Raw genomic sequence first — 17491 nt, forward strand, 5'->3', positions numbered from 1 at the left:
ACAACACCGAACGCATCCAACAACGACTCAAGGGTCTAACCCCGATGCAATATCGAAATCAGACCCTTGAAGCCCTAACCGCCTAGAATTAAACCAGTCCAACTTTCGGGGGCCAGTTCACTTCCGGTGAGCGCGAAGGGCGGTGGAGGTGTGGCTGTGGCCGACCGGGAGCTAGACGGCGCGGAGGCGATCCAAGCGGGCGCGGGCGGTGACCGTGAGCGTCGGGGGCAGCGCGGCCATGCGCTCGGCGAGTTCGCCGGCGCTGATGTGGCGCGCGGACGGGCTCATGCCCACCTGAGCGGCGACGGAGGCCTTATCAAGCTCGATGGGGAACGAGATATCGACCGGATCGGCCGCCTGCTCGAGGAAGCCCTCGGCCTGCTCATACATGCGCTCGACCTTGCCTTCTTCCACGCCGAGGATGCCGAGCGGCTCGCGCAGATCATCCAGGTGTCCAGCGCCCGGCGTCAAGACGATGACCTGGCCGCCCGGGGCGAGCGCGCGTTGGAATTCGGCTGGATTGCGCGGGGCGAAGACTACGGAGATTGCGTCGACGGACTCATCCCGGATGGGCAGGCGCTCCCATACATCGGCCACGACGGCGCCGACGCGCGGGTGGCACTTGGCCAAGTGTTTCGCGGCGTGCGGGGAAATGTCGAGGCCGACGCCGCGGGCTTCCGCGATGGAGTCCAGAGTATGGGCCAGGTAGTAGCCGGTGCCGGCGCCCACCTCGAGGAGGGAGGCGGGCTTGGACTCAGCCAAGGGAGCGGAATCCAGTGCGTCCTGGACGGCCCCGGTTACCGCCTCAACGAAGGGCGCGAAGTGGCCCATGGCCAGATAGGTCTCACGGGCGTTGACCATATCCATGTCATCGCCCTTGTGCTTGAGCCCGGCGCCGGCGGCAAGGGTGACATAGCCCTGCTTGGCCACATCAAAAGAGTGGCCGGATTCCGAGACGAGTCGAGAGAAATCATCGGCACCAGAAAGCGCGGTGCCATCGTTGGGATCGGCCAGAATGTCGACGATATGAGAAAGCATGTACCTAGACTAGCTAGAAACCTCGGTCAACAGGGAACCGAGCTCGGCGGCTTCGTCCTTGCTCAGCTCGATGACGATGCGACCGCCGCCATCCGAGGGGATGCGCATTACAATTTTGCGGGACTCCTCTACTGCTTCCATTTCTCCGCCCGTGGTGCGCGGCTTCATTGCTGCCATAGTGAGTCTCCTTTAGTTAACGTCTTTTCCTTCCAGCTTAGACCTTTTCTGCGCGGAAGATAGTTGTTCCTCCAGTTGCGCGAGGAGATCGTCCACCTGATCCTGGCGGTATCCACGGGGAACGACCTCAAATTTTACCTGGTCAAGGCGGCCTTCACGGAGGGCGGCGCGGTTATTTTCCCGCACCTTCTGCGGCTCGTCGAGCGGGTGCATGACCTCGCCGCGGCCAAAAATGGAGCCCCAAACCCAGGTGCCGATGACGGTCAGGGCGATCAGGACGAGGAGGAGCATAATCCAAGACAGCATGGCTTAAACCTTACCTTTTAGCGGCGGGCGTTGAGCAACGGGCGCGAGGACCCCGGCGCGGGCGAGCAGCGTGCGCGCGACTACCTCGGCCATCGGCACCAGCTCGTGCAGCGGCCGGTTGCGGTGTACCCGCGTGCCCAAGTCTACCTGTGCCACTACGCCCCGCTTGCCGACGTCCACCAGTAGCCCCGCTTCCACCCCATACCCCTCCACGAAGGGCAGTTCTAGGGCGGTGGCGCGGCGCAGGGCGTATTCGCCTCCAAGAGGCTGATCGATGTGGGCGAGATCGGGAAAGAACTGCTTAATGAGCGGCTTGGCAGTCAGTTCAGTCACGCGGCCGCCGCCGGTGGGCTGGCCGTTGAGGCTGCGGCGGTAGCGGGCTTTGACCATCTCCACCGCGGGGTCGGCGAAGGGCGCGGCCAAGGCAGTGACCATGCCGGGCGCGGCGGATTCGAGGTCGGCGTCGACAAAGACGACGATATCTCCCTTCGCCGCGGCAACCCCGCGCCAGAGGGATTCGCCCTTACCGGGTCGCGGTTCCTCAGGGAGGATATCGCGCCAATTGCGCACATCCGCTCCGGCAGCGGCAGCGCGGGAGGCGGTGGCGTCGGTGGAGTCGGCGTCGATGACGAGCACCTCGAGCGGTTCATCGGCGAGGCAGGCGCGCACGACGTCTGCGACGGTACCCTCCTCGTTGAGCGCTGGAATGATAACGGAGACGGTCATGCAAGGCCTCGCGTGGTTGCTAGCGGGGCGACCTCGCCTTGGATGGCGGCAGTCATACGGATGACATCGGCAGTCTCGGCCACCTCGTGCACGCGAAAGGCGGCCACGCCGCGGGCGGCGGACCACGCGGTGGCGGCCAGGGTGCCGGCCACACGCTCGCCTACCCCGCGGTCGAGCGTCTCGCCCACGAAGTCCTTATTGGATAGCGCCATGAGCACCGGCCAACCGGTGGCCACGACCTCGTCGATACGCCGCAGGAGCTCGAGCCCGTGGAAGGTGTTCTTGCCAAAGTCATGCGTCGGATCGATGAAGGTCAGTTCCTCCGGGCAGCCGAGGGAGGCGGCGCGCTCGGCCAGTTGGGTGGTTTCCGCGATGACATCGGCCACCACGTCGTCGAAGTGGACGCGATGCGGTCTGGTGCGCGGGGTGATGCCGCCGGTGTGCGAACACACGTAGCCCACACGGTGGTGGCCGGCGACCTCGATGAGCCCGGGGTCCCAGCCGGCCCACGTGTCATTGACTAGGCCGGCGCCGGCTGCGACGGCGGCCTCTGCCACCTCGCTGCGCCAGGTATCGACGGAGATGAGCACATCCGGGTGGCGCTCGTGCACCTCCTCGATGATCGGCACCACGCGGTCGATTTCCTCCGCCGCGTCCACGGCCTTGCCAGGACCAGCCTTCACGCCACCAATATCGACGATTGACGCACCGGCCGCAATCACCTCATCGCAGCGGCGCAGCGCCGGGTCAAGGTCAAAGGTTGCGCCCTTGTCATAGAAGGAATCCGGGGTGCGATTGACAATCGCCATCACACGCGCGAGGCTCAACGCGGCTCCCTAATGCGCTTATCACTCATGACTTGGTGGCGCTGGATGATGTGGGAGAGGGCCTCATCGGGGTCGTCGGTAAGCAGGAAAAGCTCCCGGTCGCCCTCGTTGATATACCCGCTGGCCGCGAGCGTGTTGTCCATCCATTCCAGCAGGCCGGACCAGTACTCAGTGCCCATGAGCACGATGGGGTAATTGGTCACCTTTCCGGTCTGCACCATGCACATGACCTCGAAGAACTCATCCATCGTGCCCATGCCACCAGGTAGGCAAATGAAGGCCTGCGAGTACTTCAAGAACATCGTCTTGCGAGCAAAGAAGTAGCGGAAATTCAGGCCCAGATCCACATACTCGTTAAGCCCCTGCTCGTGGGGCAGCTCGATGCCCAGGCCCACGGAGAGCCCGCCGGCCTCATGGGCACCGCGGTTGGCTGCCTCCATGATGCCGGGGCCGCCGCCGGTGATGACGGCATAGGAGTGCTCGGCCAGCTTGCGGCCAACCTCGACGCCCAACTGGTAGCTCGCATCCTCCGGCGTGGTGCGCGCGGAGCCGAAGACGGTAACGGCCTTCGGCAGCTTGGAAAGCGCATCGAAGCCAGCGACGAACTCGCCTTGGATGCGCAGGACGCGCCACGGATCAGCATGCTGCCACTCATGGTCCGCGCCGGACTCCAAGAGCCGCTGATCAAAGGTGGAGGCCTGCTCGCCTTCGGTGCGCAGCAACATCGGGCCGCGCAGGGTGCGCATCTGCTCAGGGGTCATGGTCTATCCCTTCAGGTAGTTCAAGAGGGCGGTGGATACTTCGGTGATCTGCGCGGTAGGAACCTGCTCGTCCTTCTTATGCGCAAACCCAGGGTCACCAGCGCCGAAGTTTACTGCCGGGGTGCCCATTTCGGAGAAGCGGGCGACGTCGGTCCAGCCATACTTGGCGCGGACGTTGCCCCCAACGGCGTCGATAAGCGCCTTGGCCGCTGGTTGGCCCAAACCGGGCTGGGCGGCCGGTGCGATGTCATCGATCTCGATGGTGATGTCTTCTTCCTCGCCGATAATGGACTTCATGTAGTCCAGCGCCTCGTCGCTCGTGCGATCCGGCGCGAAGCGGAAGTTTACAAACATCCATGCTTCATCCGGCAGCGTATTGGTGGCCACGCCGGACTCGAGGTGGACGATGTTGAGGCCCTCGCGGTAGGTGCAGCCATCGATGGTGACATCGCGGGATTCATAGGCGGCGATGCGGCTCATAATGGGCGCGAGCTTGTGTGCTGCGTTGGAGCCGAGCCAGGCGCGGGCCGAGTGCGCGCGGGTGCCGTGGGCGGTAACGCGCAGGCGGATGGAGCCCTGGCAGCCAGCCTCCACCATCGCGCCGGAGGGCTCACCCAGCAGCGCGAAATCGCCCTCGAGCCACTCCGGGTGGTCCTTTTGCAGGTGGCCCAGGCCATTAAATTCAGTTGCTACTTCTTCGCCCTCGTAGGCGATGACGGTGAGGTCATGCTTGAGCTCGTCCGCTTCGTGCAGCTGGGCAAAGGCATTGAGGTAGACTGACATGCCGGACTTCATGTCCACAGTGCCGCAGCCCCACATAACCTCTACCCCGTCTTCAGAGGTTTCCATGTGATGCGGTACATTTTCTGCCAACGGAACGGTATCAATGTGGCCGGCGAGTACTACGCGGGAATCTAGCCCGCGGTTCGTCCGGGCGCACACGGTATTGCCGTAGCGGGCAACCTCGACGTCCAATCCGCGCAGCGCTTCTTCGATGGCGTCTGCGATGGCCTCCTCATGGTGGGAGGGGCTCGGAATATCCACGAGCGCCTTGGTTAGTTCGATGGGGTCTGCATATAGATCTAAAGTCACAAAGCGCCATGCTAGCGCTCCGCGCAGCTCACCGCATTGTGTAAAGTTCACTTCACTGCAAATAATTCGTCCTCCCTAAGGTGATAACAATGGCCGAAGCCACTCAATTGAAATCCCGTCATCTCACGATGATGGGCCTTGGCTCCGCCGTGGGCGCAGGCCTCTTCCTCGGCGTGGGCCTCGGCATCCAGATTTCCGGCACCTCCGTCCTCATCTCCTATGCCGTAGCCGGCGCGCTCATCGCACTAGTGATGTGGATGCTGGGTGAAATGGCCGCCGCCCGCCCCTCTTTGGGGTCATTTTCCACCTACGCCGGCCAGGCCTTCGGTCACTGGGCGCGCTTTACCATGGGGTGGATTTACTGGTTCATGCTGATCATGGTCATGGGCGCCGAAATCACCGGCGCGGCCGCCATCATTTCCAACTGGTTCGATATTGCCCCGTGGATTCCAGCGCTTATTGCCGTGGCCTTCTTCGCGGTGGTCAACTTCGCGGCCGTGGGCGGTTTTGGTGAGTTCGAGTTCTGGTTCGCCATCATCAAGGTCGGAGTCATCGTCGCCTTCCTCGTCATCGGCGCACTCATGGCGCTGGGCATCCTGCCGGGCATGGATGTCTCCTTGGCCGGTACCAATTTCACCGATAACTTCCTGCCCAATGGCATGCCTGGCTTCGCCGCCGGATTGCTGGCCGTCGCCTTTGCCTTCGGCGGCATCGAGCTAGTGACCATCGCGGCCGCCGAGTCCGAGGATCCGGCGCATAACGTCGCCACCGCGGTGCGCGCCATCATCGTGCGCATCATGATTTTTTACATCGGCTCTATCGTAGTGATCACCATGGCGCTGCCGTTTAGCTCCATCCAGGACGCCGATGTCGCGGCCGATTCCCCCTTCACCCTAGTGCTCGCGGCCGCCAAGATTCCCTTCGCGGCCGGCTTCATGGAAGCGATTATCGCCCTCGCCCTGCTCTCCGCCTTCAACGCGCAGATTTACGCCACCTCCCGGTTGGTCTTTGATATGGCCAAGGACCACTGCGCCCCGGGATTCTTCCTCAAGCGAAATCGCGCCGGCTCCCCCATCAACGCAGTCATCTTGTCCATGGTCTTCGCCTTCGCTTCGGTGGGCCTGCAGTTCTGGAACCCGCCGGGGCTCCTGGCATTCCTCTTCAACGCCGTCGGCGGGTGCCTGCTGGTCATCTGGTCCTTCATCGTGGCTTCCTTTATTAAGCTGCACCCCGTGCTGCGCAAGAACGGCGAGCTGACGGAAATCCACGTGCCCGGCTTCCCCTGGCTGCCCTGGATCACGGCCGCCGCCCTGGGCGGGCTAACCCTGCTGATGCTCTTTGATCCGGCCGCACGCAACCAGGTAATCTCCGTGCTCATCCTCGCTGCGGTGCTCGTCATCTTGTCCTTTGTGCTTCCCACCGGCCAGCGCGCGGGGGCGCAGAATTAGTTGCTAAGCTAGCGGGCATGACTTCTGCATCCGCACGCGGCCTAGCAACCATTACCCATGACGGCACCGTCTTGGACGTATGGTTCCCGGCCGTCTACACCGATAAGAACGTAGAGACCACCGAAACCAAGCGCTTGGAGGAGGTCCCCCAGCAGTTCTCCGCGCTGGCAGGCCCGGACGAGGAGCGTGGAGTGGCCCGCGTTGCCGTTGAGACCTCCATCAAGGATCTGGATGACGCCCCCGTCGATACCTACGATGCTTACCTGCGCCTGCACCTCCTGTCCCACCGCGCGGTCAAGCCACACGGCCTGAATATGAATGGCATCTTCGGCCACCTCAATAATGTGGTCTGGACCAACTACGGTCCGTGCGCCGTGTCCGATTTCCAGATGGTGCGCGGCCGCCTGGCCTCCCGCGGCCCGGTCGTTGTTTACTCCGTGGACAAGTTCCCCCGCATGGTGGACTACGTTGTGCCGTCCGGCGTCCGCATTGGTGACGCAGACCGCGTGCGCTTGGGCGCCCACCTGGCTGAGGGCACCACCGTCATGCACGAGGGCTTCGTCAACTTCAACGCCGGCACCCTGGGCGCCTCCATGGTGGAGGGCCGCATCTCCGCGGGCGTCGTCGTGGGCGATGGCTCCGATATCGGCGGCGGCGCGTCCATCATGGGCACCCTATCCGGCGGCGGCAAGGAGGTCATCTCCATCGGCGAGCGCTGCCTCCTCGGCGCCAACTCCGGCATTGGCATTTCGCTTGGCGACGACGCCGTGGTCGAAGCCGGCCTCTACGTCACCGCCGGCACCAAGGTAACCGTCTTTGGCAAGGTCGCGGAAGCACTGGGCGTTGATAATGGCGAGAACGTCAAGGGTTCCCAGCTCTCCGGTGCCTCCGGCATGCTGCTGCGCCGCAACTCCGTCTCCGGTGCGGTTGAGGCCGTGGAGTGGAAGGCCGAGGCCGTCGCGCTTAACGACGAGCTGCACAAGAATTAATACCCCCGATTCCTATAGCTCAATCGGGCAAAATAAGATGGAGGGGTGACTGATAACTCCTCCACCCTCGGTTCTGGCCTGAAGGTCCGCCACCTGACGATGATGGGGCTAGGCTCCACCATCGGTGCCGGACTTTTCTTGGGCACCGGCGTCGGCATCTCCGCCGCCGGCCCCGCCGTGCTCCTCGCTTACGTCATCGCTGGCTTTCTGGCCATTTTGGTGATGCAGATGCTGGGCGAGATGGGCACCGTTATCCCCGCCTCCGGCTCCTTTTCCGAATACGCCGAACACGGCATCGGCCGCTGGGCGGGCTTTACCCAGGGCTGGATTTATTGGCTAGCCACCGTCGCCGTCCTTGGCGCCGAAATCACCGGCGCGGCCGGCTTCATTGGCTCTTGGTTCAACGTCTCGCCGTGGATCCCCGCCGCTATTTGCGTGGTCCTCTTCGGCATCGTCAATCTGCTGCGCGTGCGCAGCTTCGGCGAATTCGAGTATTGGTTCGCCCTCATCAAGGTCATCGTAATCGTGGCCTTTCTCATCATCGGCGCGCTGCTCATCCTAGGCCTTCTGCCCGGTCATTCCTTCATCGGAACTTCCGTCTTCCTAGAGGACGGCTTCATGCCTAATGGCCTCGGCGGCGTCGCGGCCGGCCTGCTCGCAGTGGCCTTCGCCTTCGGCGGCATCGAGGTGGTTGCCATCGCCTCCGCCGAATCCGAGGACCCAGAGAAGTCCCTGGTCAATGCCGTGCGCTCCACCATCTTGCGCATCTCCGTGTTCTACCTAGGCTCTGTCCTGGTCATCACGTTCCTCCTGCCCTATTCCATCCTGGGAGACGCCTCCACGGCCGCAGAATCGCCCTTCACCATGGTTCTCGAACGCGCCGGCATCCCGGGCGCGGCCGGCATTATGGAGGTCGTCATCGTCCTCGCGCTACTTTCCGCCTTCAACTCGCAGATCTACGCCTCCTCCCGCATGATGCACTCCCTAGCCTCCCGCGGTGAGGCCCCGCGCATCTTCACCACCACCAATAAGGACGGCGTTCCCACCACCGCCATCGGCCTGTCCGTCCTCCTCTCGGCCGTCATGGTCGTGCTCAACTACGCCGATACAGGCTGGCTTCTTACCTTCATGCTCAACGCCGCCGGCGCCTCCCTGCTCATCGTCTGGGTCTTCATCGCCGTCAGCCAGCTGCGCCTGCGCCGCCAGCTCGAGGCCCTCCACCCGCTGCCCATCCGCATGTGGGCCTTCCCCTACCTCACTTGGTTCGCCCTCGCCCTCTTTGCGGCCATCGCGGTGCTCATGCTTACCGACGCCACCGCCCGCACCCAACTCCTCTCCGCCGCCGCCATGTTCGCGGTGCTCGCCCTCGCCGGCGTCATCAATTCCAAGGTGCGCGGCATCAACCCGACCTCGACGCTGCCTCTGACCTAGCCCCCTTATCCCAGGGGCTCACCTCGCCCCTTCCCTCCGCCCTCGGCCACGCCCCGCCCTTGCACACCCCCGCCTTTGGCCACTCCCCGCCCTTCGCGCTCACCGGCACGAGGCGGGGTCTCTCTTTTTCATCACCTACCTGGTGAGCGCCAGGGGCGACTCTGCCCATGGCCCTCCCGCCGCGCTCACGGGGAGCACAAATCGGGGCCACCCGGGGCCGCCGGTGAGCCCGAAGGGCAGTTATCCACAGCCATCCGGACCACGCAGCGGAAGATTGCCTCCGAACCCCGGGTTATCCACAGGATGCCGCGACGCGCGTAGCTTCAGCCCAACACGACGGCTTAGGTTAAGCCCATGGGGGAATGGACTACCGCGGAACTACGCGGGCAAGGTTTGAGCAAGGATGCGCTTCGTCGCAAGATACGCGAGGGGAAGCTCTTTCGCGTACATCGGGGGATTTATACCGATGAATGGACGCCCTGGGCGGTGGCGCGGGCACTGGCACATGGGCTCAGCCGCATCCATTTCACGGGAAAAACGGCGCAGGAGATTTACCTCGGCCGGCAGCTGACATTTCCTTTGGAAGCGGAGGGACCGCGCACTTTGAAGGGAAAGAACTTTCGCGTTTCACACTCGCGACTTCAAGCCACGCACAAGGTCAACGGCCTTCCGGTAGTGCAACCCTTGTGGGCCGCGCGTAGGATTTCGCGGGCCTGCAGACCTCTTTTGGAAGAACACTACCGGGGAAAGCACGGACCCAGCCGTCTAGAAATGGACCGTCGGCGAATGCGACGCGTCCCGAATTCTCTAAAGGAGACGATCCAGCACGCTGCGATTGGAGCGGATAGCCCGCCGGAGCGCACTTTAAGCAGAAAGCTGCGCACTGTAGGAATTTTCCCAGAACACAATGCTCTCATTGCTGGGTACCGCTTTGATCTCAGGATTGGAAGGCTCCTGGTGGAGATCGATGGCTGGGAATACCACAAACACAGCGTGGCCTTTCAAGCTGACCGCTCCAAACAAAACGCGGCCGTCGCCCACGGGTATACGGTCCTGCGCTTTACTGCCGACGACATCAACTACCACCTCAGTGAAGCCATCCTACTTATCAAAGCCACTATTGAGGTGCTAAAAGGCCGCAACCCTGAGCTTCCGACCTCAGCAGCTCAGCCTTATTGGAAGTGGCATCTATGTGTGAGACATTTGCCTAAATGACAACTATCCTTTACATTAAGACATATAAGCAAGACAGACAGTAAAGGAGTCCGGATGGCCGACCACCCCAACATGGTCCGCAAGTGGCGCCGCTGGCTCGAATTATCACAAGCCGAACTCGCTGAAAAAGCCGGCGTCTCCCGTCAGACCATTGCCAATATCGAACGGGGCAATTACTCCCCTTCCGTGCACCTCGCGCTGGACATTTGCCACGAACTAGGTAAATCCGTCGAAGAAATCTTTGGAGCCGAACAACATGATTAACGCCATCGCCAACTACACCCATACTGAAATTGAACGCGCCACTCGCGATGAATTCGAACGCGACACGCTCTATAAAGCCAGCGCAATTAGCATCACTCTCATCCCATTCCTCGAGCTCGTCGTCGCCGCAATCCTCGCTTGGGTCCTCCCCGGCCGAATGAGCATGCTGTGCTTCCTCGCGCTCGTACCGTCCATCCTCGGCAACACGATCGGCACCGCGTGGATGCGTCAACGCGTCGCCACCCCTCCGGTGGGCCGAAATTGGACCGCAATGGCCGTCTACTTCATCCCGCTCATCGCCATGTTCGTCGGCATTGCCTATAACGCCTACGCGCCTGCCGACGGCCACAACCCCGCCTCTTACCTCCTCGGCACCGCCGTCGGTGCAATCACCGTACTCATCCTCACCCCCTTCATCCGTCGCCGCCAGCACCGCCGCGACCAGGCTCGCCTGGATGCCGAGCTCGAAGACTAGTCCCGCTCCCTTCCACCTGCCCTTCGCGCTCACCGCGGACGGCGGGTTCCCGCGTTTTCTGCCCCAGTGAGCGCGTGGAAAGGTACCACCCCTTCACGCTCACCGGCAAGCAAGAAAAAGCCCCATCGCCGTGCGCTGGTGAGCGCGAAGGGCGATGGAGCCAAAGGGTGTTGGGGAGTTGGGGCGGGTCGGAGCGAAGCGGGTGAGCCCGGCCCGGGGCCTGGCTAGGCAGGTTCAGTTTCGTGGACAACCTGAGGCGTCTTCGGCTTCGAGCGGAAGGTCCACAGCTTGTTAATAACGAAGTTGATAGGCATCGCCACGATGATAGAAATCGCATTTGCCCAGTAATACATAGTGCGCAGGCCGGTGGAATCATCCAAAATATCGGCCGGCAGATGCAGCGAAGAGGTGGGATTCATCAGCAGGTGCTGAATCGCCATCGACACCAAAAAAGCACCAATACCGGCGAGCAAGAAGGGGAAGAATCCGCGAATCCAGGACACTTTAGACACTGACTTGAAGGTCCACATGCGGTTGAGCTGGTAATTCCACGTATTCGCGACCAAGAAAGCGATGGTGGAATACAGCATGAACCAGCGCAGGTGAAATTGGGTTCCGAAGAGGTTGACCAGCGGGTCATTGGGCATCGCTTCGAAGAACGCCCAGCCGCATTTTTTGGCGATGACTGAAGCAACCAAGTTCACTAGGGTTCCCGAACCGCCAACGATGCCGAATTTGAGAAACTGCCCAAAATTGGACACAAAGCGCGCCACGCTGAGGTCTGCCATGGGCCGCCTTTCTAGCCAGTGATTAAATAACTACTCGATTGTAGTTCTTAAGGCCTGGGAACTGAAAAATTGACGCTCGGAATGTGATAGAGGATCTATAAAGCTTATAGCCTCGTGGAGCAGGGCGAGCGGGGTTCGGAAGTCATAGAGGTCGAGCTTGCGCGGGGTGGGATAGGTATCGTCGCCGAGCAGCGGGTGGCCGAGGTAATTGAGCAGCACTCGCAGTTGGTGGGTATGGCCGGTGCGCGGCCACATGGTCACCTCCCGGCCGGCGGCGCGCACATACGTAGAGGTGGGCGCGCCGTCAGGGACGACGAGCACTTGGCGCGACCCGCGGGGCTTGCGCATACGCAGGGCAATTTCCCGGTCCACGAAAAGCGGTTGCTTGACGACGCCCCGATACCTCTTCACCGCACTCCCCTCCAGGAAGATGCGCTGGTAGGCGGCGCGGGTTTCGGGATTGCGGGAGCAGATGACGAGGCCAGCGGTCAGGCGATCCAGGCGGTGCAGAGGTACGATGTCGTCTTCACCAAAATCTACGCGCAGGCGGGTTTGCAGCGTTTCGCGCTGGAGGCGGCCGTTGGTGGTCGTGGGCAGGAAGTGCGGCTTATCGGCCACGATGAGGTCGCGGTCGGCGTGGACCACGGAGTAGTCGAAAGGAATCGGGCGCTCCGGCGGCACCGCAGGGTGGTACCAGGCGGGCACGGGGTGCGGGAGCGCGGCACCGGGCGGCAGCGCGGTGCCGGGCGAAAAGGGAGAGTCCCCGGCACGGGCGGCGAAGTACTCCCCTTCCTCGGGCACGCGGCCGCGCAGGACCGTTTTGCGCGGCGAAATGCCCGCGCGGGCGGGAGGTCTACCGGAATTAGGCACCGGCGAGGCGGTCCACGGCGGCATCAATGCGCTCATCGGTGCCATTGAGCCCGATGCGCACGTGCTTCTCGCCTGCTGGGCCGTAAAAGTCGCCCGGGGCCGCGAGGATGCCCCGCTCGGCAAGCCAGTCGATGGTCTCGCGGCAATTCTCGCTCCGGGTGGCCCACAGGTACATGCCGGCATCGGAGTGGTCGATGGTAAAGCCGGCGTCGACAAGCGCGTGCATGAGCACCGCACGGCGGGAAGCGTAGCGGTTGCGCTGGAGTGCTTCGGTGTCGTCGTCGTTTAGCGCGGCGACCATGGCGGCCTGGATGGGACCTGGAACGATGAGGCCGGCGTGCTTGCGCAGCTGGAGCAGCTCAGCAATGAGGTCATTATCGCCCGCGAAGAAGCCGGCGCGGTAAGAGGCCATATTCGCGGTCTTGGACAGCGAATGCATGGCAATAAGCCCGGTGTTATCGCCATCGGTCACGCGCGGATCGAGGATGGATACCGGCGGGTTATCGTCGTTCCAGCCCAAGCTCATATAGCACTCATCGGAGGCGATGATGGCGCCGGTCTCCCGTGCCCACGCCACGATGCGGCGCAGCTCCCCCACGCCAAGGACGCGGCCGGTGGGATTGGACGGCGAATTTAAAAAGACCAGGGAGGAATCCTGGAAATCGGAATCCGCGCGCAGCGGCGTGGCGCCGGCGAGCAGGGCGCCCACCTCGTAGGTGGGATAGGCCACCGAGGGGAACGCGACGGTCTCGCCGCGCATTCCCAGAAGCGTGGGCAGCCAGGCGATGGCCTCCTTGGTGCCGACCACCGGCAGGACGCGGTCAACCTGCATGTTATAGCGGCGAGTGAGCGCGGCGGCGATGGCCTCGCGCAGCTCCGGGGTGCCGGCGGTCTGCGGGTAACCAGGGTTCTGCGCGGCTGCGGTCAACGCAAGCTGCACGCCTGGGGATACGGGGTCAACGGGGTTGCCCACCGAGAGGTCAACGATTCCACCCGGGTGGGCCTGGGCCTTCTTCTTGGCGCCGGCCAGCGAATCCCAGGGGAAGTCTGGAAGCGTCTTTCCTAGCGGTGTGCGTGCCATGTCTTACTCCTGATTCTGTGGCGGAAGCGCGGCAATCATCGGGACGTCAAAGTCCTGTGGCCCAAGGGCCGCCGCTCCGCCCGGGGAGCCTAGGTCATCGAAGAAAGCGGCGTTGGCGTCGTTGTAGTCCAGCCACTCATCGGGAACGTCATCCTCGTAGAAGATGGCCTCAACCGGGCAAGCCGGCTCGCAGGCACCGCAGTCCACGCACTCATCCGGGTGGATGTAGAGCATGCGCTTGCCCTCGTAGATGCAGTCAACAGGGCATTCCTCAACGCAGCTGCGGTCCAGTATGTCAACGCAAGGCTGTGCGATCGTATAAGTCATGGAGATTCCTTGAAACTTCCTGATGTCTCGGATTTGGGATGTTTAACAGTATGTCACTTCTGCTTGAAAAATGGCCAAACGCCCCCGCCTATCCCGGCCAAAAGCAGGAGCAGGCTGAGAATATTATTGGCCAAGAGCATGTCTCCTGTCATCGGTACGAGGAGCATGAAGGCAAAAAAGCCCAGGCACCAGACGATGAGCGGGATGGCGCCGACCATCGGTGCGGGGCTCCATAGCCGGGCGGTGCGGGTGAGCACGGAGTTAAACCACCACGCAAGCAGGATGGTGATGGGAAAGGCCACGCTCGCGCCGTTAGACAGCGGAATGCGCGCAGTGAGGTAGATAACCTCGAGGAAGACCGAGAGTAAGGCACCGATGGCCAGCCACACTAGGCCGGTGACCTGCTCGCCGCGGCTATAATCCGTGCGCATTACAGGCCGCCCAGCAGGTCATCGGCCGGCTCGCCCTGGCCCAGCTGGAAGTACTCGGCGCGCAGCAGGGGCATGACCAGCAGGTTGGATAGACCATAGGCCCCGGGCACGTGCTCGGGTTCATGCAGCGCGGCCACGGCGGCCTCGGGGTTGGTGCGGGTGGTGGAGCCATCGGCCACCCAGATTTGGGAGGCGTGGGCGCGCATGGCGCAGCGCTTGGTGTCAAGGGCGGCGTCGGAAAGAGCGACGGTGACATCCGCGCCCTCGTTGGTGAAATTATCTAGGTACTCCTGGCTGGGCTTGGTCCACCCTGCCGGCGCATCGAGGGTGTCCAAACCGGCATAGTTGGCGGCGCGTTCAAAAATGCCGTACCAAATGCGCGTGCTTGGCGACGCCGCCTTCATCACCGCTTTATGCACCGCAATGTGGTCGGGGTGCCCGTAACCACCATCGGGCCCGTAGGTGAGGATGGCGTGGGGGTGAATCGCCTCGAGTTCGTCGCTCAGAAAATCGGCCGCCTCCTCGATGCGGTTGACCAGTGCACGCGGGTTTTCGTGCGAGGGAGAGCCCGCCATACCGGAGTCGCGGAAATGCCCGAAACCGCCCAATTGAACTCCCTTGACGCCCAGGGCATCGAGGGCATTGGCCAATTCGCGGGCGCGGAAACCACCGAGCTGATCATGATCGGCCAGGCCCTGATAAGGCTCGCCGATGACCTCGCCGTCCTCGCCCAAGGTGAGCGTAATGACGGTGACTTCGGCGCCGCGTGCGGCTAGAGTTGCCAGGGTGCCACCCATAAAGAGGGTTTCATCATCCGGGTGGGCGTGCACTGCCACCACGCGGTAGCCGGTTAAGTCCTTAGTCTTCATCTATCCTCCAGCGGGGCGCGGTGATAAGACCCTCGTCCCAATCATCAATGCTTTGGCCGGGGCCTACAATACCCTCCCCGAGCGCGTGGATACGCGTCTCATCCACCAAAGGCACGTAGAGGGCTTCCTTAGAGTTCACGTCGCGAATGCGGCCGAGGGCTGCCTTCGGACTCATGGCGCCGGACAAAATCTCCTCGCGAATCTCATCCGCGTTCTCCGGGCAGATTCCGGACAGATCGCCGGCGAGCGGCTGCTTGTCATCACAGCTGAAGATATTTGCCGCGGCCACCGAGTTCAGGGAGATATCCTCCCAGGTCACCACCGCATCCACCTCGCCTTCGGGCAGGAGCTTAGAGGTGATCGTGGTCAGGCGCTCGGAGACCACCTCGGCAGCGATCCCGTGTGCTTCGAGGACGTCATAAAGCGTATTGGCCGCGGCCAAGGCGGTGGGGCTAGTGGGGTCTACCGCAAAGCGAATCGGCTTCTTACTAGCGCGGGTGCGCAGCGCAGTGAGATCCGTGTCCTTACTTATAGGGTTGTTCCCGGGCTCAAGGTTGGAAGCGCGGCCGGTGGCCAAACGCGCGACCTGGTCCGTGTCAATCAGCGAGGCCAATCCGCGGCGTGCTGCCCTTTCTTCTAGTGCTCCATCCGCGGTGGACATGTGCAGACGCAGTTGACGCGGGCGGGTCAGAGCTTTATCGGAAACATGCCCTAAAAGGCCCAGTGCCTCCTGGGAGGTTTGATCCGGGGTAAAGTCCGCGAAACCAACCTGCCCGGAGCGCAGCATATTGAGCGCCTGGGTGCTATCGCGCACTTCGCGCAGCTGAATGACGTCCACCTGCGCCGGATTAGCGCTCCAGAAGCGGTCGTTCCGGTTCAAGGTAATGACTCCGCGGCCGCGGTCCACGCTATCGACGAGGAAGCGCCCGGCCGATGCTGGAATCTTATCGGCTAAGGCAGAGCCGAAATTATCGTCCTGCAGCAGGTGGGAAGGCAGCAGATTATGGAAAAGCAGGTGCCAATCTTTCACCTTCTGGGAAAAGTCCACGGTGACTACGCGGCCGCCATCGGAGGTATTGACGGCCGATATAGCGTGGTAGCCGGCGGGATCGCGCACACCGGCGGTAGTGGTCATCTGCTTCCACAGGTAGCTAAAGTCCGCACCGGAAATGGGTGTGCCATCGGACCATTGTGCGGGCGAGGCAATGACGTAGCGCACCCGTTGCGCCACGCCCTTTGGAGCGGTGACCTCAGAGGCAGATTCGAGGATATCGGCGTCCCTTTGCCCGTGGTGGAACGCCGAGGGCAGCACCAGTTCTGCAATCTGGTCGACCAGCTCGGAGTTATTGGCCACTAGGTGCGGGTTCAATCCCGCGCGCAGAGGGTCCACGCCCACCGAGATGGTCGGGCGCTTGGCGGAGTCGGCATCCTGCGGCTGCTCTTCTTCCGGGGTAGCCGTGGTGGTGGTCTGATCTTCTTGCAGCGCGGAGGCATTATCCTCCACCACCGGTGGTGGGCCGGGGTTGGCCGCGCAGGCGCTGAGGAAGGCAAGGCTGGCGGTGCTGAGTACCGCAGCGATTGCCGACGCCGCGCGCCTTGGTGAAGCCGGATTCTTTTTCATCGCGGACTACTTTAGTCCCTCTACCCCGCCGAAACGAAGATTATTGGCGCTAGACTCGGCCATAGACCGCTACTTTTGAGGAGGCCCCAATGCTCATCTGCCAAGAAATGTTCCTTCTACTGACCAAAGACAACGGTAAGAAGGAAGACTGGGTGTCCAATAATGAGGCCGCGCTGCGCGCCACCGTACTCGCGGACCTGCTGCTGGGCGGGCACGTAAAGCTCGGTAAGAAGAAAAGGGTGGAGACTACTCCACAGCGCCCGGAGCACCCCGTGTTGGCTTGGGCTTGGGAGGAGCTGCAGCAGCACAAGGCCACCGGCATGCCGAGCCTCTTGGAAGCTTCGTGGTTTACCCCGCGGGAAATCATCGCTTTGGATTTCCACGCGAATGGACTGCTCGATGTGGAAAAGGCCAAGTGGTGGCAGATAAGCGGCGACCGCTACATCATGACGGACCTGGAGCTGGAAAAGGAACTGCGCGAGCGGTTGGTTGCAGTCCTGGAGGCGCAGCGCCCAGCCACGGTCAATGACGTTATTATTCTCGATATTCTCCGTGAGGTCAGCGGTGCCTATACCCTGCTGAAAAACGATGCGGAGGGAATGAAGCGCCGGGAGATGCGGGCACGCATTCAGGAAATCAAAAAAGAGGTCGAGTATGACAAAACCGCCTCCTCTGCGGTCAAGGCCGTAGTTGAGGAGGCGGCAGCGGTTGCGGCGATGGTGGCCACATCAGCGGCAATCACCACCACCTAGGGT

The 17491-nt window shown here is 62.5% G+C and carries 22 protein-coding genes; 8 read left to right on the top strand and 14 right to left on the bottom strand.

Going from position 1 to position 17491, the window contains the following annotated elements; all coding sequences use genetic code 11:
* A partial coding sequence (locus RAE04_RS05860; RefSeq protein WP_239274592.1) for an IS3 family transposase occupies positions 1 to 86 on the top strand: 86 nt, incomplete at its 5' end.
* 85 nt (positions 87 to 171) lie between these two features.
* Here the strand turns inward: RAE04_RS05860 and RAE04_RS05865 are convergent.
* From RAE04_RS05865 to dapE, 7 genes are read right to left on the bottom strand one after another with little or no spacing between them, the layout of a single operon-like run.
* On the bottom strand, positions 172 to 1038 hold the full coding sequence (locus RAE04_RS05865; RefSeq protein WP_317026740.1) for a methyltransferase domain-containing protein: 867 nt from the start codon (positions 1036 to 1038) through the stop codon (positions 172 to 174).
* 9 nt (positions 1039 to 1047) lie between these two features.
* Entirely contained in the window at positions 1048 to 1215 is a 168-nt protein-coding gene (locus RAE04_RS05870) for a DUF3117 domain-containing protein (protein ID WP_005323535.1), read from the bottom strand.
* Positions 1216 to 1227: 12 nt separating this feature from the next.
* On the bottom strand, positions 1228 to 1521 hold the full coding sequence (locus RAE04_RS05875) for a DivIVA domain-containing protein (RefSeq protein ID WP_287556845.1): 294 nt from the start codon (positions 1519 to 1521) through the stop codon (positions 1228 to 1230).
* Between the two features lie 3 nt (positions 1522 to 1524).
* Positions 1525 to 2247, bottom strand: coding sequence for a glucosyl-3-phosphoglycerate synthase (locus tag RAE04_RS05880; protein ID WP_284767558.1), 723 nt, complete (start codon positions 2245 to 2247; stop codon positions 1525 to 1527).
* On the bottom strand, positions 2244 to 3056 hold the full coding sequence (gene folP, locus RAE04_RS05885; protein ID WP_284767753.1) for a dihydropteroate synthase: 813 nt from the start codon (positions 3054 to 3056) through the stop codon (positions 2244 to 2246). Before folP ends, RAE04_RS05880 begins: the two co-directional genes overlap by 4 nt.
* A gap of 14 nt (positions 3057 to 3070) precedes the next feature.
* Positions 3071 to 3835, bottom strand: a complete 765-nt coding sequence (locus RAE04_RS05890) for a TIGR00730 family Rossman fold protein (RefSeq protein WP_198492838.1) — start codon at positions 3833 to 3835, stop codon at positions 3071 to 3073.
* A 3-nt stretch (positions 3836 to 3838) separates the two neighbouring features.
* Complete coding sequence (gene dapE, locus RAE04_RS05895) at positions 3839 to 4927, bottom strand: succinyl-diaminopimelate desuccinylase (protein WP_317026741.1); 1089 nt, start codon at positions 4925 to 4927, stop codon at positions 3839 to 3841.
* A gap of 89 nt (positions 4928 to 5016) precedes the next feature.
* On the opposite strand from dapE, the gene RAE04_RS05900 reads away from it, so the two are divergent.
* From RAE04_RS05900 to RAE04_RS05925, 6 genes are all read left to right on the top strand, one after another.
* Positions 5017 to 6375 carry an amino acid permease gene (locus RAE04_RS05900; RefSeq protein WP_317026742.1) on the top strand — a complete coding sequence of 453 codons (1359 nt, stop codon included), beginning with the start codon at positions 5017 to 5019 and terminating at the stop codon, positions 6373 to 6375.
* 17 nt (positions 6376 to 6392) lie between these two features.
* The gene (gene dapD / locus RAE04_RS05905; RefSeq protein ID WP_317026743.1) at positions 6393 to 7364 is read left to right on the top strand and encodes a 2,3,4,5-tetrahydropyridine-2,6-dicarboxylate N-succinyltransferase; all 972 of its coding nucleotides are present in this window, start codon (positions 6393 to 6395) and stop codon (positions 7362 to 7364) included.
* 99 nt (positions 7365 to 7463) lie between these two features.
* Positions 7464 to 8795: an amino acid permease gene (locus RAE04_RS05910; protein WP_408933228.1), complete on the top strand. Its 1332-nt coding sequence runs from the start codon at positions 7464 to 7466 to the stop codon at positions 8793 to 8795.
* A 354-nt stretch (positions 8796 to 9149) separates the two neighbouring features.
* Entirely contained in the window at positions 9150 to 10010 is an 861-nt protein-coding gene (locus tag RAE04_RS05915) for a type IV toxin-antitoxin system AbiEi family antitoxin domain-containing protein (RefSeq protein ID WP_317026745.1), read from the top strand.
* Between the two features lie 54 nt (positions 10011 to 10064).
* A complete protein-coding gene (locus RAE04_RS05920) occupies positions 10065 to 10274 on the top strand; it encodes a helix-turn-helix transcriptional regulator (protein WP_049377975.1) in 210 nt (69 codons plus the stop codon).
* Positions 10267 to 10749, top strand: a complete 483-nt coding sequence (locus RAE04_RS05925; protein ID WP_049377974.1) for a hypothetical protein — start codon at positions 10267 to 10269, stop codon at positions 10747 to 10749. The genes RAE04_RS05920 and RAE04_RS05925 overlap by 8 nt, the downstream gene beginning before the upstream one ends.
* A 224-nt stretch (positions 10750 to 10973) precedes the next feature.
* Here RAE04_RS05925 and RAE04_RS05930 read toward each other — a convergent pair whose 3' ends face one another.
* The 7 genes from RAE04_RS05930 to RAE04_RS05960 are packed head-to-tail and all read right to left on the bottom strand — an operon-like array spanning position 10974 to position 16736.
* Entirely contained in the window at positions 10974 to 11537 is a 564-nt protein-coding gene (locus tag RAE04_RS05930) for a GtrA family protein (RefSeq protein WP_049377973.1), read from the bottom strand.
* Between the two features lie 30 nt (positions 11538 to 11567).
* Positions 11568 to 12443 (bottom strand): pseudouridine synthase, encoded by an 876-nt coding sequence (locus RAE04_RS05935; RefSeq protein ID WP_317026746.1) that lies wholly within the window; start codon positions 12441 to 12443, stop codon positions 11568 to 11570.
* The gene (dapC, locus tag RAE04_RS05940; RefSeq protein WP_287556683.1) at positions 12400 to 13488 is read right to left on the bottom strand and encodes a succinyldiaminopimelate transaminase; all 1089 of its coding nucleotides are present in this window, start codon (positions 13486 to 13488) and stop codon (positions 12400 to 12402) included. The genes RAE04_RS05935 and dapC overlap by 44 nt, the downstream gene beginning before the upstream one ends.
* Positions 13489 to 13491: 3 nt before the next feature.
* The gene (gene fdxA, locus RAE04_RS05945) at positions 13492 to 13815 is read right to left on the bottom strand and encodes a ferredoxin (protein ID WP_049377970.1); all 324 of its coding nucleotides are present in this window, start codon (positions 13813 to 13815) and stop codon (positions 13492 to 13494) included.
* A gap of 53 nt (positions 13816 to 13868) precedes the next feature.
* Complete coding sequence (locus tag RAE04_RS05950) at positions 13869 to 14246, bottom strand: hypothetical protein (protein WP_198492828.1); 378 nt, start codon at positions 14244 to 14246, stop codon at positions 13869 to 13871.
* Positions 14246 to 15115, bottom strand: coding sequence for a PIG-L family deacetylase (locus RAE04_RS05955; RefSeq protein ID WP_317026747.1), 870 nt, complete (start codon positions 15113 to 15115; stop codon positions 14246 to 14248). Before RAE04_RS05955 ends, RAE04_RS05950 begins: the two co-directional genes overlap by 1 nt.
* A complete protein-coding gene (locus tag RAE04_RS05960) occupies positions 15105 to 16736 on the bottom strand; it encodes an ABC transporter family substrate-binding protein (RefSeq protein WP_317026748.1) in 1632 nt (543 codons plus the stop codon). The genes RAE04_RS05955 and RAE04_RS05960 overlap by 11 nt, the downstream gene beginning before the upstream one ends.
* 89 nt (positions 16737 to 16825) lie before the next feature.
* Here RAE04_RS05960 and RAE04_RS05965 point away from each other — a divergent pair, with 89 nt between their 5' ends.
* Complete coding sequence (locus RAE04_RS05965) at positions 16826 to 17488, top strand: GOLPH3/VPS74 family protein (RefSeq protein WP_317026749.1); 663 nt, start codon at positions 16826 to 16828, stop codon at positions 17486 to 17488.
* The last annotated feature ends 3 nt before the right edge of the window (positions 17489 to 17491 follow it).

Source organism: Corynebacterium sp. CTNIH16 (genome assembly GCF_032821655.1).
Taxonomy (GTDB): Bacteria; Actinomycetota; Actinomycetes; order Mycobacteriales; family Mycobacteriaceae; genus Corynebacterium; species Corynebacterium marquesiae.